The sequence below is a fragment of the Saccharothrix stipae genome (assembly GCF_054781895.1).
Genome location: NZ_BAAGTN010000009.1, coordinates 237,593 through 262,279 on the forward strand (window position 1 = coordinate 237,593; position 24,687 = coordinate 262,279).

Below are 24,687 nucleotides of genomic sequence, written 5' to 3' on the forward strand. Positions count from 1 at the left end.
CGCCCGATCGTAGGGTGAGAGGCGTGAGACCTGTATCTGGATCAGGCCGTTTGGTGCTGGCGGCTACTCCGCTCGGCGACGTCCGGGACGCTTCACCGCGCCTGGTCGAGGCGTTGGGCACGGCCGACGTGATCGCGGCCGAGGACACCAGACGGCTCCGGTCGCTGGTCGCGGCGCTGGACGTGACGCCGACCGGGCGGGTGGTGAGCTTCTACGACCAGGTCGAGACGGCCCGGCTGCCCGGCCTGCTGGAGGCCATGCGGGAGGGGCGGACGGTGGTGCTGGTGACCGACGCCGGCATGCCGAGCGTGTCCGACCCCGGCTACCGCCTGGTCGCCGCGTGCGTGGCGGAGGACATCCGGGTGACCTGCCTGCCCGGGCCGTCCGCCGTGACCACCGCGCTGGCCGTGTCGGGCCTGCCGTCGGACCGCTTCTGCTTCGACGGCTTCCCGCCGCGCAAGCAGGGCGAGCGGCGGCGGTGGTTCGCCGGCCTGCTGGCCGAGCCCCGGACGTGCGTCTTCTTCGAGTCACCCCACCGGCTGGCGGACACCCTCGCCGACGCCGCCCACGTCCTGGGCCCCGAGCGCCGCGCCGCCGTGTGCCGGGAGCTGACCAAGACCTACGAGGAGGTCAGGCGGGGTGGGCTGGGCGAGCTGGCCGAGTGGGCCGCCGAGGGCGTGCGCGGCGAGGTCACCGTCGTGCTGGCGCCCGCCGAGGCCCGCGAGGCCCCGCCGATCGAGGCGCTGGTGGCCGAGGTGAGGCAGCGCGTGGCCGACGGCGAGCGGACGAAGACGGCGGCGGCGGAGGTCGCCGAGGCGGCGGGGGTGAGCAAGAAGGCCCTGTACGACGCCGTGATCAGCGCTCCTTGACCGCTAGCTGTTGGAGATCGCCACGATGATCCAGACGATCGCCCAGAGGCCGCAGGTCAGGATCGTCAGGATCAGGTGCAGCCCGTGGTTCACCCCCGGTCGGGCCGCGACGACGTTGACCTGCACGTTCTGCTGCGGCATCACCGGCTGGACGTACGGCGGGGGCGGGTAGGGCTGGGCGTAGGGCTGCTGCGGCGGGTAGGGCTGGGCCTGCGGCGGAGCCGGGTACGGCTGCGTCGGCTGCTGGAAGGGCTGCTGCTGGTAGGGCTGCACGGGGTAGGACTCGGTCGGCTGCTGGTAGGGCTGCACCGGGAAGCCGCCGGACTGCCGGTCGTCGGCCGGTAACGGTGGCTGCTGGGGGTAGGACACGTGGCGCTCCGGGGGTCGAGCGGGTGGGTACCGCTGAGCATCGAGCGATCACGGGAGATCGTTAACCGCCGACTCCGAACGGAGACCCGCGGCCGGTGCCCGTAGCCCCAACCCGCGGAAAACCGCTGGAAGGAACTCCGTAGGCTTGGACCATGAGTGCCTCCGTGCTGACCGCGGTGGCGTGGCCCTACGCCAACGGCCCCCGCCACATCGGTCACGTCTCCGGTTTCGGTGTCCCCTCCGACGTGTTCTCCCGCTACATGCGCATGTCGGGCAACCGGGTGCTGATGGTCTCCGGCTCGGACGAGCACGGCACACCGATCTCGGTGCAGGCCGAGAAGGAGGGCATGTCCACCCGCGACCTGGTGGACAAGTACCACCGGGTCATCGCGAACGACCTGCACGGCCTCGGCCTGTCCTACGACCTGTTCACCCGGACCACCACCGGCAACCACTACAAGGTGGTGCAGGAGCTGTTCCTCGCCCTCTGGCGCAACGGCTACGTGCTCCCGAAGACCGAGATGGGCGCGATCAGCCCCTCCACCGGCCGCACCCTGCCCGACCGCTACATCGAGGGCACCTGCCCGATCTGCGGCTACGACGGCGCCCGCGGCGACCAGTGTGACAACTGCGGCAACCAGCTCGACCCGGTCGACCTGAAGAACCCGCGGTCCCGCATCAACGGCGAGGTGCCGAAGTTCGTCGAGACCGAGCACCTGTTCCTGGACCTCCCGCAGTTCATCGACGCCCTCGGCGGCTGGCTCCAGACCCGCACCGAGTGGCGCCCGAACGTGCTCAAGTTCAGCCAGAACCTGATCGGCGACCTGCGCCCGCGCGCCATCACCCGCGACCTGGACTGGGGCATCCCCATCCCGCTCGACGGCTGGCGCGACCAGCCGATGAAGCGCTTCTACGTGTGGTTCGACGCCGTGATCGGCTACCTGAGCGCGTCCGTGGAGTGGGCGCGGCGCTCCGGTGACGACGACGCCTGGAAGGAGTTCTGGACCGGCGACGCCCAGGGCTACTACTTCATGGGCAAGGACAACATCGTCTTCCACTCGCTGATCTGGCCCTCCCTGCTGCTCGGCCAGAACGGCCAGGGCGCCAAGGGCGGCGAGCCGGGCTCGTTCGGCAGGCTGAACCTGCCCACCGAGGTGGTCTCCAGCGAGTTCCTGACCATGAGCGGGTCGAAGTTCTCCACCTCGCGCGGCACGGTCATCTACGTGACGGACTTCCTCAAGGAGTTCGGCCCGGACGCGTTGCGCTACTTCATCTCGGTGGCCGGCCCCGAGAACCAGGACACCGACTTCACCTGGGAGGAGTTCGTCCGCCGGACGAACTTCGAGCTGGCCAACGAGTGGGGCAACCTGGTCAACCGGTCGATCTCGATGGCGCACAAGAACGTGGGCGCGATCCCGAAGCCGACCAGCCCCACCCAGGCCGACCACGAGCTGCTGGAGCTGTCCCGCAAGGCGTTCGACGTGGTGGGCGCGAACCTGCGCCGCTCCCGGTTCAAGCAGGCGTCCGGCGAGGCGATGAAGGTGGTCGGCGCGGCCAACCGCTACCTGTCCGACCAGGAGCCGTGGAAGCTCAAGGACGACCCGGAGCGCCGCGACACCGTGCTGCACACCGCGTTGCAGGTCGTGCAGGACGCCAACGCCCTGCTGACGCCGTTCCTGCCGCACTCGGCGCAGAAGGTGCACGAGGCGCTGGGCGGCACGGGCGTGTGGGCGGCCCAGCCGCGGCTGACCGACGTGGCCGACCTGGACGTGCCCGACCGCGAGTACCCGGTGCTGACCGGCGACTACGCGGGCGAGCAGGCCACCTGGGCGTCCACGCCGATCGAGGTGGGCCGACCGCTGGCCAAGCCCGCGCCGCTGTTCGCCAAGCTCGACCCCGAACTGGGGGAGACCGGGCCCGAGTGGGCCCCGATCACGAGGTGAACGCGGTGCCGACGGTCACGTGGTGCCCACGGTGACGAAACGCCGCGGCGAACGGCCACCGGTCCCGGAAACCCTGCCGGCGCCGGTGGTCGACGCCCACACCCACCTGGACGCGTGCGGCGCGAAGACGCCCGACGAGGTCCGCGAGGTGGTCGACCGGGCCGTCCAGGCGGGTGTGGACCGCGTGATCACCGTCGCCGACGACCTCGACGCCGCGCGGTGGGCCGCCGAAGCCGCCACCTGGGACGACCGGGTGTTCGCCGCGGTCGCCCTGCACCCCACCCGCACGTCCACGTTCGGCGCGGCTGAGCAGGCCGAGCTGGAGCGGCTCGCCGTGCGGCCCAGGGTCGTCGCGATCGGCGAGACGGGCCTGGACTACTACTGGGACTACGCGCCGAGGTCCGCGCAGCACGAGGCCTTCCGGTGGCACATCGACCTGGCCAAACGGGTCGGCAAGCCGCTGATGATCCACGACCGGGACGCCCACGACGACATCCTCGCCGTGCTCGACGCCGAGGGCGCGCCGTCCACAGTGGTCTTCCACTGCTTCTCCGGCGACCTCGCCTTCGCGCGGGCGTGCGTGGAACGCGGGTTCGTGCTCTCCTTCGCGGGCACCACGACGTTCCGCAACGCCCACGCGTTGCGGGAAGCCGCAGTCTGGGTGCCGGAGGACCACGTGCTGGTCGAGACGGACGCGCCGTTCCTCACGCCCCACCCGTACCGAGGTCGCCCGAACGAGCCCTATTGCGCGAACTACACGCTCCGTGACCTGGCGACGCTGCGTGAGACAGACCTGGGTGAGTTGGCTACGAAGATCACCCGAAACGCCGAACGCGTCTTCGGTCTTCGTGACTCCGCGAAGTCGTAATCCTCCTTACGACGAATGGAGGACAGACTTGCTCCCCTAACGGAGTGACTGAACTCACAAGGGTTGCAGGGGTGTTGGCACAACCCCCGCGTACCCGTTACGGTCCCGTGACCGTGCCCCGAGTTGCAGTTCGGGGCGCACCCGCAGTCGGGGCGGGTCACGTTGACACCAGAAGCGCCAAGCCGAACACGCACAGGAGTTGCCGGAGATCACTAGCTGACCACCGACATCGAACGTGCGCGTCGCCGGACTTCGCGCCTTCAGGAGGTATGGCACCCCGTGAACTCGTTCAACGAGGACACCGACTGGTTTACGCCCGTGCAGCCGACACCCGTGGCGGGTGTCGACGTCCTGGACAGACCCGGGCCGCCGTCCGAATGGGACACCGCGGTGTTCACCATCACCCCGGACGACGTCCTGGACGTGCTGGGACCGGACGCCGACGAGCTGCTGGCCAGCGCGAACGTCGACGTCGACGAGCTGATCCGGCTCATCAACGCCGAGACCACGCTCCTACCCCCGATCATCATCCCCGACGAGGTCTCCCAGGACCGGGTCGCGGGCAGCCTGGCCGCCGAGCAGCCGAGCGTCCCGCCCGCCGCACTGGTCGAGGCCGCGGGGAAGTGGAAGCGCCGCTTCCTGAAGGCCGCGGTCGCCACCGTGCTGGTGACCATCTCCGGCGGCGGCGCCACCGCGATCGCGATGGACAAGTCCGTCACGGTCGACGTCGACGGCGAAGCCAAGACCGTGCGCACCTACGAGTCCACCGTCGGCGAGATCCTGGCCGACGAGGGCATCACGATCGGCGAGCACGACGCGCTCAGCCCGTCCCCCCAGGCGAAGGTCAGCGACGGCGGGAAGATCTCGCTGGACCGCGGCCGGCTGGTGAAGGCGACGGTCGACGGCGAGCAGCGCGAGGGCTGGGTCCGCTCGGTCACCGTGGACGAGGCGCTGGAGCAGTTGCAGGTCGACGACGAGGGCGCGTGGCTCTCGCACGACCGCGGCATGGACGTGCCCCTCAGCGGTCTCGCCCTCGAGGTCAAGAGCCTCAAGACCATCACGCTCTACGACGGCGGCAACGCGCCCCGGCAGCTGCGGACGACGGCCGTGACCGTCGAGGAGCTGATGCGCGGCGAGAACCTGACGCTGGGCCCCGAGGACAAGCTCGAAACGGCGATGGACCTGCGCGTCACCAACGGCGCCGAGGTCCACATCACGCGCACCGGCGTGTCGGTGATCAACGCGACGGAGGCCATCCAGCCGCCCGTCGAGGAGGTCAAGGACGACACGATGATGAAGGGCCAGAAAGAGGTCCTGGACCCGGGCGAGGTCGGCGAGCAGATCGTCACCTACCGCGTGACGGTGAAGAACGGTGCCGAGGTCGGCCGCGAGAAGCTGGGCGCGAAGGTCACCAAGGAGCCGAAGCCGAAGAAGGTCAAGGTCGGCACCAAGCTCCCGCCCGACGGCGAGGTCTGGGACCGGCTCGCCCAGTGCGAGGCGACCGGCAACTGGGCCATCAACACCGGCAACGGCTACTACGGCGGCCTGCAGTTCAACAAGAGCACCTGGGACGCCTACGGCGGCGCCCAGTACGCCGCGTACCCGCACCAGGCGACCCGCGAGCAGCAGATCGCCGTGGCCACCAAGCTGCGCGACGCCCGCGGCGGCTACTCCGCCTGGCCCCACTGCCGCTCGAAGCTGGGCCTGCCGTAATTTTGGCGCCGCCTCCGGCGTCGCGGCTCGGTCGCCTGGAAGTCGACCGCGCGCGGTAGCTCCGTTGGTGGCAGTGGAGAATGGGGCTCGTGACTGAGGATTCGACGACGGCCGGGTCGGGGAGCCACCTCCTCGGCCCGGCCGACGTCCGTCGGCTGGCCGCCGAGCTGGACATCCGCCCCACGAAGAAGCTGGGGCAGAACTTCGTGCACGACCCGAACACGGTGCGGCGCATCGTGGCGGCGGCCGACCTGCGCCCGGACGACGTGGTGCTGGAGGTCGGCCCCGGGCTGGGCTCGCTGACGTTGGCGTTGCTGCCCTCCTGCCGGGCGCTGGTGGCCGTGGAGATCGACGGGGTGCTGGCCGACCGCCTGCCCGTCACCGTGGCCGAGCGCGCGCCCCAGCTGGCCGACCGCCTGTCGGTCGTGCACGAGGACGCGATGCGCGTCACGGCGTCCCAGCTGCCCGTGGCACCGACGGCGTTGGTGGCGAACCTGCCGTACAACGTGGCCGTGCCCGTGGTGCTGCACCTGCTGGCCGTGCTGCCGTCGTTGCGCACCGGCCTGGTGATGGTGCAGTCCGAGGTCGCCGACCGGATGGCCGCCGGTCCCGGCAGCAAGGTCTACGGCGTGCCCAGCGTGAAGCTCGCCTGGTACGCGGACGCCCGCCGGGCCGGTCCGGTGCCGCGCTCGGTGTTCTGGCCGGTGCCCAACGTCGACTCCGCGCTGGTCGCGTTCGAGCGGCACGAGCCGTTGTCCACTGTGGACCAGAAGCAGCTGTTCTCCTTGGTGGACGCGGCTTTCGCGCAACGGCGCAAGATGCTGCGCGGTGCGTTGGCCGGGTGGGCGGGCTCCGCCGCCGAGGCGCAACGGCTGCTCGTCGCCGCGGGCGTGGACCCGGCGGTGCGGGGCGAACAACTGGCCGTCGGTGACTTCATCCGGATAGCCGAGGTCGCTTCCGCTCGGTAGTCGATGATCTTTCGGCCGAAAGTGTGATTTGCCGGACGATCCGGTTACAGGCTTGCGTCAGCCGGGTTCGGTCAGGTCTACTCGTGGTGCCATCCCGAGCGGCTGAGAGACCTGGCTCTACGACGCCGCAGCAACCACCCCCCACGGGGCAGGTGCTTCAGCCAGGATCGATGGAGGATCACGTGCCCAGGATGCGAACGCTCACCCGCCGGCGGGTCGTCGACCACGGCCGCCGCACGTCGTCAGCCTGTCGCAGCTGCCGCTAGCAGCACTAGGCGCCTTCGAATCCTCGCGTCCTTACTTCAGGACACCCTTCTGAGCTGAGCCGTCGGTCACGCACGCCATGAGCGTGCGCTGCCGCATGCAGTCGTGGAGCGAAACGTGATCACTGTCGAGAACCTCACCAAGACCTTCCCCGGGAGTACCGGGCAGGTTCGCGCGCTGGACGGCGTGAACCTGGACGTCGCCGCCGGCACCGTCCTCGGCGTCGTCGGCCCCAGCGGCGCGGGCAAGTCCACCCTGGCCCGGTGCGTCGCGCTCCTGGAGCGCCCCGACAGCGGCGCGATCCGCGTCGACGGCACCGACCTCGTCTCCCTCGACGGCACCGCGCTGCGGGCCGCCCGCCGGCAGATCGGCGTTGTGCCGCAAGGGGATTCGCTGCTGCGCCAGCGCACCGCCGCGGGCAACGTCGCGCTGCCGCTGGAGGCCGCGGGCGTGGCCGGTCCGCAGCGCCGCACCCGGGTCGCCGAACTCCTCGACCTCGTGGGCCTCACCGACAAGGCCGGCTCGTACCCCGACCAGCTCTCCGGCGGCCAGCGCCAGCGGATCGCGGTCGCGCGGGCGCTCGCCGCGTCGCCGTCGGTGCTGCTGGCCGACGAGCCGACCTCCGCGCTCGACCCCGACACCACCGGCTCGGTGCTCACCGTGCTGGACCGGGCGCGGGCCGAGCTCGGCGTGACGGTGCTCGTGGTCACGCACGACATGGGCGTGGTCCGCCGGATCTGCGACGACGTCGCGGTGCTGGAGGACGGCCGGGTGGTGGAGCACGGCAGGGTGCTCGACCTGGTGTCCGACGCGGCCAGCCGCACCGCCGCGTCGCTGCTGCCCGCCGTGGACCAGAACCCGGTGGCGGAGGCCTCGTTCGACCGGGTCGCGGACGTCGTGCTGATCGGCTTCGCCGCCGTCGGCGCGCTGCTGCCCGAGGTGACCAGCCGGTTCGGCGTCGAGCTGAACCTGCTGGGCGGCGGTCTGACCAGGCTGGGGGAGACCCCGGTCGCACGCTTCCGCGTCGGCCTGAAGGGCGAGCGCGCGGACTCGGCGCTGGAGTGGATCTCGGAGGCGGGCGGCTCGGTGCGACGGACCCTCTCGGGTCCGCAGGGAGTAGCTGCGTGAGGTCGGCAACACCCTGGTCCATCGTGTTCGACGACGTGCTGGTCGCCACCGGCGAGACGTTGTACATGGTGGTCGTCTCCACCCTGATCGCCGTTCTGCTCGGTGCGCCCGTCGGCATCTGGCTTCAGCTCACCGCCCCCGGTGGGCTGAAGCCCCGGCCGGTGGCGCACAAGGTGCTCGGGTTCGTCGTGGACCTGGGCCGCTCCATGCCGTTCCTGGTGCTGCTGGTGGTGCTCACCTCGCTGACCAGGCTGCTGCTCGGCAGCACCATCGGACCCACGGCGGCCATCGTGCCGCTGGCCGTCGGCGCGATCCCGTTCGTCGGCAGGCTGGTCCAGAACGTGCTGGCCGAGGTGCACGTGTCGGTGGTCGAGGCGGCCGTCACCACCGGGTCGTCCACCCTGCGGATCGTGCGCAGCGTGCTGCTGCGCGAGTCGTTGCCCGCGCTGGTCAACGCCATCGGCGTGACCGCGATCGCGCTGCTGGGCTACTCGGCGATGGCCGGGGTGGTCGGCGGCGGCGGGCTCGGCGACCTCGCCGTGCGCATGGGCTACCAGCGGTTCAACGACCGCTACCTGTGGAGCACGGTCGTCGTGCTGGCGATCGTGGCCACCGCGATCCAGTTCACGACCAACCGCGTGGCCCGCGGTGTCGACCGCCGCCGCACCGCGTCCGTCTGACGTTCGGGTTTTTCTCAGCGCTGCTTTCTCTCACTTCTGGTTTTCTCTCACCTCTAAGGAATGAAATGCGTATTCGTGCTGCCCTGCTGGCCGTGCTGCTGACCGCGGTGGGCTGCGGTAGTGGCGACACCGGCGCCGCTTCCGACCCGAACGCGGCGCTGAAGGTCGGCGTGAGCCCCGTCCCGCACGCCCAGGTGCTGCGGTACGTCGCGGACAACCTGGCCGCGGCGAAGGGCTTGAAGATCGAGGTGGTGGAGTTCACCGACTACGTGCAGCCGAACACGGCGCTGGTGGACGGGTCGCTGGACGCGAACTACTTCCAGACCGTGCCGTACCTGGACACGTTCAAGGCGGAGAGCGGCGCGTCGCTGGAGTGGATCGGGCCGGTGCACATCGAACCGCTGGGCGTGTACTCGAAGAAGCACAAGTCGCTGGCCGACCTGCCGTCGGGCGCCCGGGTCGCGGTGGCCAACGACGCGACGAACGAGGCGCGCGGGCTGAAGCTGCTCCAGGACAACGGGCTGATCAAGGTCACGCCGGGCGCGGAGAAGACGGCGACCATCCGGGACATCGCGGAGAACCCGCGCGGGCTGGAGTTCGTCGAGCTGGAGGCGGCGCAGCTGCCGCGTTCGCTGGACGACACGGACGCGTCCGTGGTGAACGGCAACTACGCCATCGACGCCGGCTTGAAGCCCGCGTCCGACGCGTTGGCGCTGGAGAAGGCGGAGGGCAACCCGAACGCGAACGGCCTGGTCACGCGGGCCGAGCTGAAGGACGACCCGCGCGTGCGCGACCTGCTGGCCCTGCTCCAGTCGCAGGAGGTCAAGGACTACATCAAGCAGACCTTCGCCGGCTCCGTCCTCGCCGTCTAACCACCCGAGCCCCCGCGTGTCCTACCTCCAGAACACGCGTGTCCTACCTCCAGAACGCGAGAGTCCTACGTTCGGAACGCGAGAGTCCTACGTTCAGGACGCGAGAGTCCTACGTTCAGGACGCGAGAGTCCTACGTTCGGAGTGCGTGAGTCCTACGTTCAGGACGCGAGAGTCCTACGTTCGCGTTGGGAGAGTCCTACGTTCAGGGACCCTGAGTTCAACGCTCAGGACGAAAGACCAAGAGCGTCCTCGCCGGACGGGCAGATCAGCAGGATGACGGGGATGGCACCGTCGGTGCGGCTGCGTCGTGGGTCGGGTTTCGTGTCATCCCGCCGACCTCCACAAGGGCAACCACACGTGTCAAGGGGGCGGTTCCAGCCTCAGGTGCGGTAGGGCTGGAAGCGCCCCCTTGACACGCGCGGTAGGGCTGCGCCAGGTCGGCGGGATGACACGAAGCCCTTCTTTTGGTGTTGGAGGGCGTTCCGTCGCAGGTCAGGGGTCGGTAGGAGCGGGCAACCCGGAAACGCCCGTAGGCTTCATGGCGTGCTCGCAGTCGTCCCGCCCCCGGTCACCGTCCGCGTCCCGGCCAAGGTCAACCTGCACCTGGCCGTAGGCGACTCGCGCGCGGACGGGTACCACGACCTGGTGACGATCTTCCAGGCCTTGTCGCTGACCGACGAGGTGACCGTCGCCATCGCCGACGACCCCGGTGTCGAAGTGCACGGCGAGGGCGCCGACTCGGTGCCCACCGGCGCGTCCAACCTGGCGTGGCGCGCGGTGCGGGTGCTGGCCCAGCACGTCGGGCGCGACCCCGAGGACCCGAAGGTCCGGGTGGTGATCCGCAAGTCCATCCCGGTCGCGGGCGGTATGGCGGGTGGCAGCGCGGACGCGGCGGCGACGCTGGTCGGTCTGGCCGGGCTGTGGCGGTTGGAGATCAGTCGGGACGAGTTGGCCGGCCTGGCGGGCAAGATCGGCGCGGACGTCCCGTTCGCCATCTACGGCGGCACGGCGCTCGGCACCGACCGGGGTGACCGGATCGTGCCCGTGCTGTCCCGGCACACGTTCCACTGGGTGCTGGCGTTCGACCGGAGGGGCCTGTCCACCCCGGAGGTGTTCGACGAGCTGGACCGGCTGCGCGCCGACGGTGACCCGCCCCGCGTGGGTGAGGCGGAGGCGGTGCTCGAAGGGCTGGCGTCCGGCGACCCGCGCCAGCTCGCGCTGCTCCTCGGCAACGACCTGCAGGCCGCCGCCGTCTCCCTGCGCCCGAACCTGCGCCGCACGCTGCGCGCGGGCGTGAACGCGGGCGCGTTGGCCGGCATGGTGTCCGGTTCCGGGCCGACCTGCGCGTTCCTCTGCACGGACGCCGACTCGGCGGTGCGGGTGGCCGCCGAACTGGCGGGCGCGGGCGTGTGCCGGACGGTGCGCGTGGCGCAGGGGCCGGTGCACGGCGCGCGGGTCATCGGGACCGAGGAGGCGCCCCGCCCGACCCCGCCCGAGGTGCACGCGTGAGCTACTCGCCGGTCTTCTTGGCCGACAGCAGGATCTCGGTGTCGCAGTCGACCACCTGACCTGCGGCGACGCTCTGCGCGGTGGTGGTCCAGTTGCGGTCCACGACCAGCACGCGCCCCTGGCCGGTCGAGTCCTGCTCGCGCAGCCGGTACAGGCCGGCGGCCTGCATGGTGTCCTGGGCGGCCTGGTGGACCATGCCGACCACGTCGGGGACCGTGCACGTCTTCGCTACCGGCTCCGGCGCCGCGGTCGGCGTCACGGTGACGGTGGTGGGTGGGGTGGTCGTGCTCCCGCACCCGGCGGCTAACAGCGCGAACGCGCCGACGACCCACTTGAGCTGTGACATCGGACTCCTCGGTAGGTGTTACGCCGGTAGGTCGGGCCGTGGCGGGCAGCCGTTACCGGTGCGATAGCTAGGCTGGCGTACTGCGTTGTCACCCGTTCTCGATGAAGGTGCTGGTACATGGCCAACTTGGTCAACTTGGAGAACGTCTCCAAGTCGTTCGGCGTGCGCCCGCTGCTCGACGGCGTGTCCCTCGGCGTCGGCGAAGGCGACCGCATCGGGGTCGTCGGCCTCAACGGCGGCGGCAAGACGACGCTGCTGGAGGTGCTGGCCGGGCTCGCTGACCCGGACGAGGGACGTGTCAGCCAGAATCGCGGGCTGCGCATGGCGGTGGTCACCCAGCGCACCGAACTGGCCGAGGGTTCGACGGTCCGCAACGCGGTGATCGACCCGCTCGGGTTCGACTCCGAGCACGAGTGGGCCTCCGACGCGCGGGTGCGGTCGATCCTGGACGGGATCGGCATCACCGGGTTCGGGCTGGACTCGCCGGTGGCCACGATGTCCGGTGGCGAGCGGCGGCGGGTGGCGCTGGCCGCGGCGTTGGTGCAGGACCTGGACCTGGTCGTGCTGGACGAGCCGACCAACCACCTGGACGTGGAGGGCGTGCGGTGGCTGGCCGAGCACCTGCTGGCCCGTCGCACGGCACTCGTCGTGGTGACACACGACCGGTGGTTCCTGGACACCGTGTGCAGCCGCACGTGGGAGGTCGTCGGCGGTCGCGTCGAGCAGTACGAGGGCGGGTACGCGGACTGGGTCTTCGCCCGCGCCGAACGCGCCCGGCTGGCCGACACGATCGAGGAGAAGCGCCGCAACCTGGCCCGCAAGGAGCTGGCGTGGCTGCGCCGCGGCGCGCCGGCCCGCACGTCCAAGCCCCGCTACCGCATCGACGCCGCCGAGGCGTTGATCTCCGACGTGCCACCGCCGCGTGACTCGGTCGAGCTGCTGGCGTTCGCCAAGCGCCGCCTCGGGCGCACGGTGCTGGAGCTGGAGGACGTGACGCTGACCGTGCCCGACCGGGTGCTGGTGCGCGACCTGACGTGGCGGATCGGGCCGGGTGACCGGGTCGGCATCGTCGGCGTGAACGGGTCGGGCAAGACGACGCTGCTGCGGGCGTTGGCCGGGGAACGCGAGCCGGAGACCGGCAAGCGCATCCAGGGCCAGACGGTGAAGCTCGCGCACCTCAGCCAGGAGCTGCACGACCTGGACGGGTCGATGCGGGTGCTGGAGGCCGTGGAGGAGATCGCGCGGCGGGTGGTGCTGGGCAAGCAGGAGATGTCGGCGTCGCAGCTGGCCGAGCGGTTCGGGTTCTCGTCGCAGAAGCAGTGGACGCCGGTGGGTGACCTGTCCGGTGGCGAGCGGCGGCGGTTGCAGCTGTGCCGGCTGCTGATGGCCGAGCCGAACGTGCTGCTGCTCGACGAGCCGACCAACGACCTGGACATCGACACGTTGCAGCAGTTGGAGGACCTGCTGGACTCGTGGCCGGGGACGCTGGTGGTGATCTCGCACGACCGGTACCTGGTGGAACGGGTGTGCGACAAGGTGGTGGCGCTGTTCGGCGACGGTGGGCTGACCGACCTGCCCGGCGGCATCGAGGAGTACCTGAGGCGGCGCGACCAGCAGAAGGAAGCCGCCGCCGGGCCGGTCGCCAAGGCCGCGTCCGCGCCCTCTTCGGCCGCCGACCAGCGCGCGGCGCGCAAGGAGCTGTCCCGGTTGGAACGTCGGCTGGAGACGTTGCAGAAGAAGGAAGCGCAGCTGCACGCGGCGTTGGCCGAGGCCGCCACCGACCCGGAACGCCTGCTGGCCCTGGACGCCGAGCTGAAGGCCGTGCTGGCCGAGGCGGAGGACGTCGAGGCCCAGTGGCTGGCCGCCGCCGAATCCGCCGAATCCTGACCGCGAGAGTCCTACGCCCAGGCCGCGAGAGTCCTACGTCCAGGATCCCTGAATTCAACGCTCAGCGCACGTCCCGCTGTTCTGAGTGTTCAACTCGGGGTGCCTGAACGTAGGACACGCGCGTTCTGAACGTAGGACTCACGCGCGCTGGAGGTAGGACTCTCGCGGAGGGGTTAGCGGCCGCGGCGGCGGAGTTCGGTGGCCAGCAGGGGCATCAGCTCGTCCACGAACGAGCAGTCGTAGCCCTGGCCCGCCAGCAGCGACGTGGCGAACTTCGTCTTGGCCACCTCCGCCGACGACGCGCCGATCATGCCGTCGAGCGCGATGCCGACCTCCTCGAGCACCCGATCGACCTGGGACGTGCGGTAACCGCGCTGCGCCGGCCCGGCCAACGGGATCTTGATCAGGCGCAGCTGCTTCCACGACGTGATCGGTGGGAGCGCGCTCGGCCGCAGGGGTCCGTCGCCCAACTGCTTCTCGATCCGCGCCAGGAACGCGTCCACCTCGGTCTCGTCGTACCCGCGCCGCCCGAACATCGGCCGGCTGAAGCGGACCTCGCGGACCTCGCGCGCGGTCAGGTCGTCCTGACCCAGCAGCGTGTTCTCGATCCGGTCGAGGAACTTGTCGACCTGCGACTCCTGGTAGCCGCGACGACCGCGCGGCGGCTTGCCGAAGGCGGCGGTGCGCACGTCCCGGGCGGTCAACGGGCGGGTGCCGGGGCCCGGCCGCGGTCGGGGCGGCACGATCGGAGGAGCGCCGAGCGAAGCGGGGGAAGCGGTGAGGGGACGTACCGGAGCGGGAGGGGTGGGCATGCGTTCCAACGTCACGACCACCAGGTCGAGGAACGTGTCCACGTCGTCCTCGTCGTAACCCACCTGCCCGGGCGGGGCGTAGGCGAACTCGAAGTCCTGCACTTCCCGGGCGGTCAGGTCGTCACGACCGGCCAGGGTGTTCTCGATCCGGTCGAGGAACGCGTCGATCTCGCCCTCGTGGTAACCCCGGTTCCCCGGTCTGGGCTTGTGGAACCGCACGCCGCGCACGTCCTGCGGCGTCAGCCGGGCCGCCGGGCGCATCCCGGTCGACGTGGCGTGCGCGCCCTGCGCGGGGGCGGTGGCCTGGCGCCGCTGCGGCGTGGAGCCGAGCGTCTCGGCCACCAGGTCCATGAACGCGTCGACCTCGGCCGCGTAGTAGCCCGGTCTCGCGGGTCTGAACCGCACCCGCCGCACGTCCTGCTCGGTCACGTCGTCCCGGCCGAGCAGGGTCGCCTCGATGCGGTCGAGGAAGGCGTCCACCTGGTTCTCGTCGTACCCGGGTTGGCCGGGCGGCGGGCGGTGGAAGGCGACCTGCCGCAGATCCTGCGCGCCCAACAGCGGCGCCGGATGTGCCGGCATGTGCCGGCGAGCGTCGAACCCGGCCACCCAATTACCTCCTTCGTGTGGTGTACCGGGGAGTATCGCCGGATGGTGCGCCGGTTGTTTCGCCCTATCGGCTCAATGCTCGAAAAGATCGCTCTACCCTGACGGACATGAGCCGGTTCGTGGACACGATGGTGGCAACCGCTATGGGTGCCGGGGGACGGGCGCGGGGCATGACCACGGGGGAGCCGAACACTCCCGTCCGCAGGTCGTGGGAGCAGGTGCACCAGCAGGCCACCCGCATGGCCGGGGCACTCGTGGCGGGCGGCGTGGCCCGCGGTGAGTCGATCGCGGTGCTCGCGGGCGACCCGGCCGAGATCGCGCCCGCCGTGCAGGCGGTGTGGCTGGTCGGCGGCAGCACGACCATGCTGCACCAGCCGACGGCCCGCACCGACCTGGCCGAGTGGGCCGCGGACACCCTGCGGGTGCTCACCATGATCGGCGCGAAGCTGGTGCTGCTCGGCGCGCCGTTCGACGCGCTGTCGGGCGTGCTGGACGAGAACGGCGTCGCCTACCGCAAGCTGGTCGAGCTCGACGCCGAGCCGCTGGCGGCGCCGGTCGACGTCGACGAGGACATGCCCGCGCTGCTCCAGCTCACCAGCGGGTCCACCGCCGACCCGAAGGCCGTCCGCATCACGCACGGCAACCTGTGGTCCAACGCCAAGGCGATGGAGACCGCCGCCGAGCTCGACCCGGAGACCGACCGGATGGTCTCCTGGCTGCCCCTGTTCCACGACATGGGGATGGTCGGCTTCCTGACCGTGCCCATGCTGTTCGGCCTCGACCTGGTCAAGGTCACCCCGGTGGACTTCCTCGGCCGGCCCACCCTCTGGCCGGACCTGATCAGCCGGTACAAGGGCACGATCACGGCCGCGCCGAACTTCGCCTACGCCATCGCCGCCCGCCGGATGCAGGGCGTGGACGACGGCGCGTACGACCTGTCGACGCTGCGGATCGCGCTCAACGGCGCCGAGCCCATCGACCCCGCCGCGGTGAAGACGTTCACCGACGCGGGCGCGCGGTTCGGGCTGCGCCCCGAGTGCGTGCTCTGCGCGTACGGCATGGCGGAGACGACGCTGGGCGTGGCGTTCGCGCCGGTGTTCACCGGCATCGCGGTCGACGTGGTCGACCCGGAGGAGCTGGAGGCGGGCCACCGCGCCGTGCCCGTGCCGCCGGACCGCCCGAACGCGCGGGCGTTCCCGCTGCTCGGGCCGCCGTTGCCGGGTCTTGAGGTGCAGGTGGTGGACGGCGAGGGCGCGGTGCTCGGCGAGCGCGAGGTCGGCCAGCTGCGGGTGCGCGGCGAGGCCGTGACGCCCGGCTACCTCACCGTGAACGGCCCGCAGGACACCCAGGACGCCGAGGGCTGGCTGGACACCGGCGACGAGGGTTACGTGGTGGACGGCCAGGTCGTCGTGTGCGGGCGGCGCAAGGACGTGATCATCATGGGTGGGCGCAACATCTACCCCACCGACATCGAGCGCGCCGCGACGTCCGTCGAGGGCGTGCGCGCGGGCAACGCGGTGGCCGTGCGGCTGGACGCGGGCACGCGGCGCGAGCGGTTCGCCGTGGTGGTCGAGTCGAAGCTGGCCGGTGAGGACGACGCGGTGCGCGCGTTGAGCAAGGCGATCAGCGCCCGGGTCGTGGACGCGGTCGGCCTGCGGCCGTTCTCGGTGGTCGTGCTCAAGCCGGGCAGCCTGCCCAAGACGCCGTCCGGCAAGCTCCGCCGCTCCGCCGCCGCGTCCCTGGTGCCCGCTGGGTGACCCCGGCAGAGCGCGCGCTCCGGCACGTCGGGGCGCGGTCGACCGGCCCACCGCTCGACCGTGCCCTGCGCGTCACCCTGAACTTCCACCCCGAACGAGTGGTCGCCGCGCTGGCCGACACGGGGCGTTACGTGTCGCAGTTCGTCACGGGAACGGGCAACGGTGGCCTGACCGCGTTCGCCGGCGGTGACCGGTGGCGGTGGGAGAGCCGGATCTTCGGCGGCGCGTACGACCACGCACCCGGCCACGAACGACCGGTGTACGGCGGCCTGAACTTCCGCCTGAGCCCGTACGGCGCGTCACCGAGGTTCGGGTCGGCCCACCTGAGGCTCACCGGGGACGCGCCAGCGCGCAGCACGTTCTGCTACCCGGACAGCTTCCTGGAGCCGGAGGCGTTCGGCACGGCCGACCGCATGTCGTTGATCGAGCTGGCGCTCGCGGACCGGCAGGACGTGCTGGACGACTACGTCGAGGCCCACGTGCACGGTCCGGTCCGGGTGGCGGCCGACGTGGAAGCGCTCGTGCTCGACCCGAGCTACCGCGGCACGGACGTGGAAGAAGCCGCACGGCGACTACCGTGTGCCATCGAGTGGCATCCGGGATTTCGCCTGCACGTGGACGACCTGCGCCGCCACCCCGACTACCGGGGCCCGCGGTACGTCGAGCTGGGCGTGGAGATCGCGGTGGACGGCGTCCTGACCCCGAAGGTCATCGGCGACGCCCGCGACCGCTACGACCGGCAGGACCTCAAGAAGGTCTGGCACCTGCTCGCCCGCTTCGGCCGCGCCTGATCGGTCGCACCTGATCGGCGGAGGCTCGTGCCCGGTGGGTTTGTGCTCAGTGGAACTTGTTCTGGGCGGCTTCCAGGCCCAGTTCCAGCAACGCCTCCACGGCGTCGGCCGCGCGGTCCAGTTCCAGCGCCAGCTCCTTGCGCTCCACGAGCGAGAAGTCGCGCAGCACGTAGTCGGCCGGGTCCATCCGACCCGGCGGCCGGTCCACCCCGAACCGCACCCGGTGGTAGTCCTTGGTGCCCAACGACTTCGTGATCGACCGCAGCCCGTTGTGCCCGTTCTCGCCGCCGCCGAGCTTGAGCCGCACCGCGCCGAACGGCAGGTCCAGCTCGTCGTGCACCACGACGATCGACGACGGCGGCACCTTGTAGAAGTTCGCCGTGCCCGCCACCGGCCCGCCGGAGGTGTTCATGTAGCCGCGCGGCTTCGCCAGCACGACCCGGCGGCCGGCCAACCGGCCCTCCAGCACCTCGGCGCCGCCCTTGTGCGCCTTGAACCTCCCGCCGACGCGGGAGGCCAGCTCGTCCAGCACGAGGAAGCCGACGTTGTGCCGGTTGCCCTCGTACTTGGGACCGGAGTTGCCCAGCCCGACGACCAGGGCGACGTCATCGACCACGGAACCGCAACTCCTGCTCAAGCTCGTCCAACAAGGCGTCCACCGCGCGCACCTGGTAGCCGCGCCGCAGACCCGACGTGGTGCTGAACCTGGTGTGGCGGACCTCGCTCGAAGTCATCCGCCCCCGGCCGTCCAGTGCCGCGGCGGCCCGGCCGAGGAACGTGTCGACTTCGCCGCGATCGTAGCCGTTCGGCGACCGCGGCAGCTTCACCGCCGACAACGCGTCACCGGTCTGCAGGGTGGTCGGCGGCACGTGCCCGGACCGCAACTGGTGCTCCAGCGCGGCCAGGAAGTCGTCCACGGTCCGCTGGTCGTAGCCGCCCGTGATCTCGGTGAACGCGATCGCGCGCACCCGGTCGGGGTGCAGCTCGACGCGGCCCGCGAGCGCGTCGGCGATGCGCAGCACGAAGGCGTCCACCTGCGCCGGGTCGTAGCCCTTGCCCCGCTTGCGGGGGAACCGCGTGGCGCGCACCTGCGCCGGGCTCAGGAACGGGAACGGCACGCCGCCCCAGCCGTGCGGCGGGGGTGGCGTGCCGTTCGAGTTGCCCGACGTGATGGGCTCAGCCTTCTTCGGTGGCCTCGGCCTCGGTGGCCTCGCCGGTGTCGCCGTCCAACTCGGCGGCGGTCGGCGCGGCGTTCACCGCGAGGACCATCGCGTCGCCGTCGGTCACCAGGGTGGTGCCGGCGGGCAGCACCAGGTCGGACGCGTGCACCTGGGTGCCCGCGGTCAGACCGGCGATCGAGTACTCGACCTGCTCGGGGATGTTCAGCGCGTCGGCCTCCACCTGGACGGTGGTGAGGTCCTGGGTGAGCAGGGTCGCCGCGGCGGCGTCGCCGGTGAGGACGATCGGCACCTCGACGGTGACCTTCTCGCCCCGCTGCACGAGCAGCAGGTCGACGTGCTCGATGTAGTTCTTGATGGGGTGCGTGGTGACGGTCTTGGTCAGCGCCAGCTCGGTGGAGGACTCGATGTCCAGCGTGAGAACTGCGTTCTGACCGTGCTCGCGGACAACACGGGCGAACTCGAGCGCCGGCAGGGCCAGGTGCTTCGGGTCGGAACCGTGGCCGTAGAGCACCGCGGGGATCTTGCCGGCGCGGCGGGTGCGGCGGGCGGCGCCCTTGCCGAACTCGGTGCGCTGCTCTGCGGCGAGACGGACCTCGGACACGGTGGGGCTCTCCTAACGGTCTGGCCTGGTAAACGTCGGCGGGTACGTCGGGCGGGGCGAAGCGGGGGTTGGCCTGCGGCGGCGGGCGGCGCGGAGGGTGAACACGCGCGGCATCACAACCGCCGCGTCGATCACGCCGAGCGTGATGCTCGCCCTCGCCGAGGCAACCTGAGCAGTGTAGGCCGACTCGGCGGACAGGGCCTAATCGGGGGTTGATTGCCCGTGGTGGCCCCCGTCGAACGGGGACTGGCGGGATGCTTCCACGCGAGTGATGGCGGTGATCTCGTCGACGATCGCGTCCAGCGCCGCGGGCGTGGTCCGGCACAGCGTGCCGATCATGGTGTCCCACTTCTTCGTGGCGAGCACCCGTGCGGTCAACCGGCGCGCCGGCCCTTCAGGCAGGTCGGCCACGTAAAACGCGACATCGCTCGGCAGCTCGCCCGGCGCCGCCGAATCGATCAGCTGCCCGGCTCGCTTCCGCTCTCCCTCGCGGACCAGCACTTCGGTGACCATCCCCAGGGCGGAGGTCCGGAGCTGCGCCGAGTCGATCGACCGGACGAGCACCGTCGCCCGGTCGAATTCGTGCGCCATCGCCGCCTCGACGGCCAGTTCGACCAGCGCGGAGTCGCGGCGACGTGGGTCGGCGATTTCCGACACGGCGGCTTCGGCATCGACCAGCAGCCGTCGGGTCCGCCAGGGTTCACCGGCTGTCTCGAAGGCCTTGGCCGCGTGGGCGAGGGTCCGCCCGCCCGGCACGTCGGTGATCAGTGACAGGGTGAGGGCTTGCGCCCGGTCCGGCAGCCCGGCGTCGACGAGGGACGTGATGACCTTGCGCAGCGCGCGGCCCGTCCAGTGCGTGTCGTGCGGCCCGGATGCGGTCAGCGTTTCGGCCAGGTCGAAGTCGGCCACGGCGAGCGCGAGGTCGACCTCCAGCAGGTGCCGATCGCCGTCGTGCGGCACGGAGGTGGTCACGGTTCGCGCGCGGTCGATTTCGCCAGCCGAGATCAGCGCTGTCGCGACCGCGCTGAGGGCGTACCCGCGGCGGACGGGATCGGAGATCCGAGCCGCGAGCGGTATGGCTCGTTCGAATGCCTTCTGCCACGCCAACTGCCTGACCAGCCACTCAAGCGCTTCATCACGGCTGGCCGCATCGGTGGGCGAGAGGGCGATCAGCTCCGCCTGGTCGACCTCACGCGCGGCCAGTGCGGAACCCATGGCTGCGACGATCTGATGGCGAGCGCTCCTCGGGATGGACTCCGGATTACCCGAAGATTGCGTGCGCAGGTCGACCACCTCCTGGATGAACTCCAGAGTCGAGGCCCGCTTTGCGAGGTCGGTGATGTGGTGGGCGAGGGCTCGGCCGACTCCGCTGTCGCTGCTCGCGGCGGTCTCGACCAGCAGCCTGCGGAGCGCTACGTCCCGGTCGGCGAGGTCAGCGAGGTCAGATCCGGCCCGCAGAAGGAGCTCGCGGGAACGATCGCGGTCGCCTGCCTTCCACGCGGCGATCGAGACGCGACCCAGGGCTCGGCCGAGGGTGGCGGCATCGGTGATGGCCGTGGCGAGGGATTGGGCCCGGTCGACGTCACCGCCCAGGGCGAGAGCTTCGACGACCTTTCCGATGACTTCTTGCGGTCGTGTCGACCCGGCGCGTCGACGCGCGAGTGCCACCGCCTCGCGCAACGTCGAGTCAGCCCGGTCGAAGCCACCCGCCTCGGCCGCCATCGTGGTCACCACGCCCAGCGCCAAACCCTGCCACGCGGGGTCCGGGATCGATCGCGCGATCGACCGCGCGAGCCGGGGATCGCCCGAACTCTCGACCGCCCGCACCACCGCGACCATCGCTTGGCCGTGGGTGCGGGGAGCCGCAATTGAGTCCGCCACCGCGTGGGCGCGGTCCAGGTCACGTACCGCGATCGCCGCTTCGACCACCGAAAGCAGCGCCGAGTCCGCACGCGACCGGTCCGGCACGGCGCGCGCGGTGTCGCACGCCCGGGCGAACATCCGGTCGACCCGAGCCGGATCACCCGCCGCGATCGCCGCGCGCACCGCGTGCACCAGCGCTTGGCCACGGCGGATCGGGTCCGGTGCGCTGAAGTCGACCGATTCCTCCAGCCGGTCGAGCAGCGACGCGGCCCGTGCGGTGTCGCCCGCCGCGACGACGGCGCCGACCACCGCGTTCAGCGCCCGGCTCCGGTGCCTGACCTCGGTGATCCGACAGGCCACGGCTTCGGCCTGAACCGGGTCGCCCGCCGCGATGGCGGTGTCGACGACGGCGACGAGCACCCGGTCGGCTTCGGCGTCCCGGTGATCGGTACTCCGCCGTTCCGGCGGTGACGTCGTGGCGTTCGTTGCGGCTACGACCTCGGCCAAGAGGGCGAGGGTGCGGTCGGGGTCCCTGCGCACCACTGCGTTGGCGACCCGAACCAGCAGTTCCCACCGCACCACCTGGGCGGTGACCTGGCGGGCGAGGGATTCCGCGCGGTCGAAGTCGTTTAGCCGCAGCACCGCCCACACCACCTCGTTCAGGGCGCCGCCCCGCGCCACCGGATCGGTGATCGAGATCGTCAAGGCCTCCGCGCGGTCGAGTTCGCCGATGGCGACGGCGATGTCGACGGCGGTTCGCATCGCGTGGTTCCGCTGTTCGGGAGCGGTGGCGGAGCGCGCCAGGGCAACCGCTTTGTGCAGGTCACCGCGAGCGTGTGCGTCCGCCACGATGGCGCGCAGCGCCTGACCACGCCCTTGGGTGTCCTTGATGGCCCCCATCAACGCCTCGGCGTGGTCGAGGTCGCCGGTCCGGACGGCGCAGCGGACGAGCGAGGCCATCGCCTCGCCCTGCCGAGCGGGGTCCTTGATGGACCGGAACGACGGCTCGGCCTGGGCGCGCAGTTCCCGCGCGGTGCCGAGGGCGCCCTGGTCGACCAGCGCCTGGACGAGGGCTTCGAGCGCACGGCCGTAGGACTCGGCCCCATGGATGGTGAAGGCCAACTCCGTCGCGCGCTCGACGTCGCCGAGCCCGATGACCGACTTCACGACGCCGAGCAGCGACTGGTCCCGAGCATGATCGTCCGGGATCGAGTTCGCCAGCGCTACGGCGCGGTCGACCTCGCCGATCCCGGCCCACAGGCCGGGCAGGCGGCTCGGCAATCCGGCGTTGCGGCTGGTCAACCGGTCGCGGTGGACGGCGAGGCGGCTCATCGCGACCAGGTCGGGCTCGTCCGCGGCCAGCACGGCGTTCTGGGCGGCCACGATCTCGGCCACGGCCGCCGCGTCCCCACCGGAGACCTCCAGCAGCAGGTCGTGGCGTGCCGCGTCGGTGGCGCACTCGATCATGTGCGGCAGGTCGTCGGTCGCGGTGAGCATCGCGAAGTAGCCGCGCAGCAGGTACTCCGGCGTGGTTGCGGCCCAGCCCCGCGCGCGGTGGTCGGCCGCCCAGTCGTGCAGGCGTCCGCGGCAGTCGGCGATCCGCTTCGGGCCGAGCATCGCGGTGGCCGTCCGGTGCAGTTCCTCGTGGCCGAGCAGGTAGACGTCCGGTGACGTGCCGGGCCGGTAGTGGCTGTCGCGGCGGCTGAAGCTGCGGCCCGTCACGGTGCGCAGGTGGTCGGCCACCTCCCACTCCGACCGGCCGGTCAGCTCCGCCAGGTCGGTCGCGGTCAGACCGCCGCCCGCCGAGGTGAGCAGCCCCAGGAGCTCCTGTTCGGTCCCGGACCCGTACAGGAGCCGCTTCAGGTCGCGTTCCATCTCCGTGCGCATGGTCCGTGCCGCCGGGGACGGCGCGAGCGCGCGGACGACGTCGGGCCGACGCAGCGGGTGGTCGTCGGGGACGTCGGTCGGGATCGGCGGGTCGGGGCGTCCGGCGACGACCACCCTCATGCCCGCCGGGAGTTCCCTCGGCAGCAGGGCGGCGATGCTGTGCGCGTCCGGGCCGGTCGTGACGCCCTGGTCCTCGTCCAGGCCGTCCACCAGCAGCACGAAGTGCTCGTCGCGGTCGCGGCACCACTGGGCGGCCTCGGCCAGCAGGTCGAGCAGCTGCGTCTCCAGCGTCGACTCGGCAGGGGAGGGGGGCAGCGTCCGGCCCAGCATGGCGGCGAGCTGTTCCAGCACGTTGTGGAGGAACGCGTTCCGGTCGTTCTGCGCGGCCCACCGCGCGGTGATGAAGAACGACACGACGCGTACCCCGGATGGCGGGTACAGGACGAAGGTCGACATCAGGGCCGACTTGCCCGACCACGCCGCCGCCCGCCACCAGCGGTAGTGCCCGGCGGTCGACGGGGAGGTGCAGAACGACGCCAACTCGACCAGCTCGGCCTCGCGTCCGATCAGCTCGGGAGGCGCGATGCGCGCCACTTGGTGCCGGTAGGCGGTCTTCACCGGGGCGCCGGTCACCAGGTTCACGTCGCCGTGCACGACGCCGATCTGCGCGACCGGACCGTGCACCGTGCCCGACACGGAGTTGGACGACGAACGGCCCAGCGCATCAGGTGCGTCGGGCCGTTCGGGTTCGAGCGCCATCCGGGGATCGTCCCGCACGGCGCGCGGGATGTCAGGCGTTGCCGTCGAACAGCGACGTCACCGAGCCGTCCTCGAAGACCTCCTGGATCACGCGCGCCAGCAGCGGCGCGATCGGCAGCACGGTCATCGCGTCGAAGCGCTTCTCCGCCGGGATGGGCAGGGTGTCGGTGAACACGACCTCACGCGCGCCGCACGACTGGAGGCGCTCGACCGCCGGGCCGGACAGCACCGGGTGGGTGGCCGCGATGACCACGTCCGACGCGCCCTCGGCCAGCAGCTGGTCCACCGCCTTGGTGATGGTGCCGCCGGTGTCGATCATGTCGTCGATCACCACGCACAGCCGGCCCTGCACCTGGCCGACCACCCGGTTGGCGACGACCTCGTTGGGTCGCATCGGGTCGCGGGTCTTGTGGATGAACGCGATCGGGGCGCCGCCGAGCGTGTCCGCCCACTTCTCGGCCAGCTTGGTGCGCCCCGCGTCCGGCGACACGACGGTCAGCTCGCGGCCCGCGTACTTGTCCCGGATGTGCTCGGCCAGCAGCGGCATGGCCCACAGGTGGTCCACCGGGCCGTCGAAGAAGCCCTGGATCTGGGACGTGTGCAGGTCGACCGACACCAGCCGGTCCGCGCCCGCGGTCTTGAACATGTCCGCCACCAGGCGCGCCGAGATCGGCTCGCGCCCGCGGTGCTTCTTGTCCTGCCGCGCGTACGGGTAGAACGGCATGATCACGGTGATGCGCTTGGCCGACGCGCGCTTCAACGCGTCCACCATGATCAGCTGCTCCATCAGCCACTGGTTGATGGGCGCGCAGTGCGACTGGATGACGAACGCGTCGCAGCCGCGCACGCTCTCCTCGAACCGCACGAAGATCTCGCCGTTGGCGAAGTCGTACGCCGACTGCGGGGTCACCGACACGTTCAGGTGCTTGGCCACCTGCTCGGTCAGCTCGGGATAGGCGCGCCCGCCGAAGAGCATCAGGTTTTTCTTGGGTGTCCCGGCCATCGTGGGGTTC

The 24,687-nt window shown here is 71.3% G+C and carries 20 protein-coding genes and 1 riboswitch; of the genes, 12 read left to right on the top strand and 8 right to left on the bottom strand.

The genetic code is table 11. The annotated features are described in order from the left end of the window. The first annotated feature begins 23 nt into the window (after positions 1 to 23). Positions 24 to 869 (top strand): 16S rRNA (cytidine(1402)-2'-O)-methyltransferase, encoded by an 846-nt coding sequence (gene rsmI, locus ACYVLT_RS24225; protein WP_461122495.1) that lies wholly within the window; start codon positions 24 to 26, stop codon positions 867 to 869. Positions 870 to 872: 3 nt separating this feature from the next. Here rsmI and ACYVLT_RS24230 read toward each other — a convergent pair whose 3' ends face one another. Continuing rightward, positions 873 to 1,238, bottom strand: a complete 366-nt coding sequence (locus tag ACYVLT_RS24230; protein WP_461122496.1) for a hypothetical protein — start codon at positions 1,236 to 1,238, stop codon at positions 873 to 875. Positions 1,239 to 1,390: 152 nt separating this feature from the next. On the opposite strand from ACYVLT_RS24230, the gene metG reads away from it, so the two are divergent. The 8 genes from metG to ACYVLT_RS24270 all read left to right on the top strand — a co-directional run bounded on the left by metG (position 1,391) and on the right by ACYVLT_RS24270 (position 11,184). After that, positions 1,391 to 3,181: a methionine--tRNA ligase gene (metG, locus tag ACYVLT_RS24235; RefSeq protein ID WP_461122497.1), complete on the top strand. Its 1,791-nt coding sequence runs from the start codon at positions 1,391 to 1,393 to the stop codon at positions 3,179 to 3,181. 31 nt (positions 3,182 to 3,212) lie between these two features. Beyond that, positions 3,213 to 4,049: a TatD family hydrolase gene (locus ACYVLT_RS24240; protein WP_461122498.1), complete on the top strand. Its 837-nt coding sequence runs from the start codon at positions 3,213 to 3,215 to the stop codon at positions 4,047 to 4,049. 279 nt (positions 4,050 to 4,328) lie between these two features. Then, positions 4,329 to 5,762, top strand: coding sequence for a transglycosylase family protein (locus tag ACYVLT_RS24245; protein WP_461122499.1), 1,434 nt, complete (start codon positions 4,329 to 4,331; stop codon positions 5,760 to 5,762). An 89-nt stretch (positions 5,763 to 5,851) separates the two neighbouring features. Further along, positions 5,852 to 6,730: a 16S rRNA (adenine(1518)-N(6)/adenine(1519)-N(6))-dimethyltransferase RsmA gene (gene rsmA / locus ACYVLT_RS24250; RefSeq protein ID WP_461122500.1), complete on the top strand. Its 879-nt coding sequence runs from the start codon at positions 5,852 to 5,854 to the stop codon at positions 6,728 to 6,730. 86 nt (positions 6,731 to 6,816) lie between these two features. Continuing rightward, positions 6,817 to 6,907, top strand: a riboswitch (SAM riboswitch). A gap of 204 nt (positions 6,908 to 7,111) precedes the next feature. Next, positions 7,112 to 8,122, top strand: coding sequence for a methionine ABC transporter ATP-binding protein (locus ACYVLT_RS24255; protein WP_461122501.1), 1,011 nt, complete (start codon positions 7,112 to 7,114; stop codon positions 8,120 to 8,122). Continuing rightward, positions 8,119 to 8,802, top strand: a complete 684-nt coding sequence (locus ACYVLT_RS24260; protein ID WP_461122502.1) for a methionine ABC transporter permease — start codon at positions 8,119 to 8,121, stop codon at positions 8,800 to 8,802. Before ACYVLT_RS24255 ends, ACYVLT_RS24260 begins: the two co-directional genes overlap by 4 nt. A 65-nt stretch (positions 8,803 to 8,867) precedes the next feature. Beyond that, a complete protein-coding gene (locus ACYVLT_RS24265; protein ID WP_461122503.1) occupies positions 8,868 to 9,674 on the top strand; it encodes a MetQ/NlpA family ABC transporter substrate-binding protein in 807 nt (268 codons plus the stop codon). A gap of 544 nt (positions 9,675 to 10,218) precedes the next feature. Continuing rightward, complete coding sequence (locus ACYVLT_RS24270; RefSeq protein ID WP_461122504.1) at positions 10,219 to 11,184, top strand: 4-(cytidine 5'-diphospho)-2-C-methyl-D-erythritol kinase; 966 nt, start codon at positions 10,219 to 10,221, stop codon at positions 11,182 to 11,184. Position 11,185: 1 nt separating this feature from the next. On the opposite strand, the gene ACYVLT_RS24275 is transcribed toward ACYVLT_RS24270, so the two are convergent. Next, positions 11,186 to 11,530: a PASTA domain-containing protein gene (locus ACYVLT_RS24275; RefSeq protein WP_461122505.1), complete on the bottom strand. Its 345-nt coding sequence runs from the start codon at positions 11,528 to 11,530 to the stop codon at positions 11,186 to 11,188. Positions 11,531 to 11,647: 117 nt separating this feature from the next. On the opposite strand from ACYVLT_RS24275, the gene ACYVLT_RS24280 reads away from it, so the two are divergent. After that, a complete protein-coding gene (locus ACYVLT_RS24280; protein WP_461122506.1) occupies positions 11,648 to 13,417 on the top strand; it encodes an ABC-F family ATP-binding cassette domain-containing protein in 1,770 nt (589 codons plus the stop codon). A 173-nt stretch (positions 13,418 to 13,590) separates the two neighbouring features. Here the strand turns inward: ACYVLT_RS24280 and ACYVLT_RS24285 are convergent, their stop codons facing one another. Next, positions 13,591 to 14,835 carry a DivIVA domain-containing protein gene (locus ACYVLT_RS24285; protein ID WP_461122507.1) on the bottom strand — a complete coding sequence of 415 codons (1,245 nt, stop codon included), beginning with the start codon at positions 14,833 to 14,835 and terminating at the stop codon, positions 13,591 to 13,593. Between the two features lie 107 nt (positions 14,836 to 14,942). On the opposite strand from ACYVLT_RS24285, the gene ACYVLT_RS24290 reads away from it, so the two are divergent. Then, positions 14,943 to 16,592: a fatty acyl-AMP ligase gene (locus tag ACYVLT_RS24290; protein ID WP_461122508.1), complete on the top strand. Its 1,650-nt coding sequence runs from the start codon at positions 14,943 to 14,945 to the stop codon at positions 16,590 to 16,592. Then, complete coding sequence (locus ACYVLT_RS24295) at positions 16,589 to 17,383, top strand: DUF3626 domain-containing protein (RefSeq protein ID WP_461122509.1); 795 nt, start codon at positions 16,589 to 16,591, stop codon at positions 17,381 to 17,383. The genes ACYVLT_RS24290 and ACYVLT_RS24295 overlap by 4 nt, the downstream gene beginning before the upstream one ends. Positions 17,384 to 17,429: 46 nt before the next feature. Here the strand turns inward: ACYVLT_RS24295 and pth are convergent, their stop codons facing one another. From pth to ACYVLT_RS24320, 5 genes are all read right to left on the bottom strand, one after another. After that, positions 17,430 to 17,999, bottom strand: coding sequence for an aminoacyl-tRNA hydrolase (gene pth, locus ACYVLT_RS24300; protein ID WP_461122510.1), 570 nt, complete (start codon positions 17,997 to 17,999; stop codon positions 17,430 to 17,432). Beyond that, the gene (locus ACYVLT_RS24305) at positions 17,989 to 18,501 is read right to left on the bottom strand and encodes a DivIVA domain-containing protein (protein WP_461122511.1); all 513 of its coding nucleotides are present in this window, start codon (positions 18,499 to 18,501) and stop codon (positions 17,989 to 17,991) included. Before ACYVLT_RS24305 ends, pth begins: the two co-directional genes overlap by 11 nt. 58 nt (positions 18,502 to 18,559) lie before the next feature. Further along, entirely contained in the window at positions 18,560 to 19,165 is a 606-nt protein-coding gene (locus ACYVLT_RS24310; protein WP_360463453.1) for a 50S ribosomal protein L25/general stress protein Ctc, read from the bottom strand. A 201-nt stretch (positions 19,166 to 19,366) separates the two neighbouring features. Continuing rightward, a complete protein-coding gene (locus tag ACYVLT_RS24315) occupies positions 19,367 to 23,674 on the bottom strand; it encodes a hypothetical protein (protein WP_461122512.1) in 4,308 nt (1,435 codons plus the stop codon). A gap of 31 nt (positions 23,675 to 23,705) precedes the next feature. After that, the gene (locus tag ACYVLT_RS24320) at positions 23,706 to 24,677 is read right to left on the bottom strand and encodes a ribose-phosphate diphosphokinase (protein WP_360463481.1); all 972 of its coding nucleotides are present in this window, start codon (positions 24,675 to 24,677) and stop codon (positions 23,706 to 23,708) included. Positions 24,678 to 24,687 lie beyond the last annotated feature (10 nt).

Excerpts from the sequence above, each read along its gene's own strand:
- metG (WP_461122497.1), top strand. The coding sequence starts at position 1,391 with ATGAGTGCCTCCGTGCTGACCGCGGTGGCGTGGCCCTACGCCAACGGC.
- ACYVLT_RS24265 (WP_461122503.1), top strand. The coding sequence starts at position 8,868 with ATGCGTATTCGTGCTGCCCTGCTGGCCGTGCTGCTGACCGCGGTGGGC.
- ACYVLT_RS24275 (WP_461122505.1), bottom strand. The coding sequence starts at position 11,530 with ATGTCACAGCTCAAGTGGGTCGTCGGCGCGTTCGCGCTGTTAGCCGCC.
- ACYVLT_RS24280 (WP_461122506.1), top strand. The coding sequence starts at position 11,648 with ATGGCCAACTTGGTCAACTTGGAGAACGTCTCCAAGTCGTTCGGCGTG.
- ACYVLT_RS24290 (WP_461122508.1), top strand. The coding sequence starts at position 14,943 with ATGAGCCGGTTCGTGGACACGATGGTGGCAACCGCTATGGGTGCCGGG.
- ACYVLT_RS24315 (WP_461122512.1), bottom strand. The coding sequence starts at position 23,674 with ATGGCGCTCGAACCCGAACGGCCCGACGCACCTGATGCGCTGGGCCGT.
- ACYVLT_RS24320 (WP_360463481.1), bottom strand. The coding sequence starts at position 24,677 with ATGGCCGGGACACCCAAGAAAAACCTGATGCTCTTCGGCGGGCGCGCC.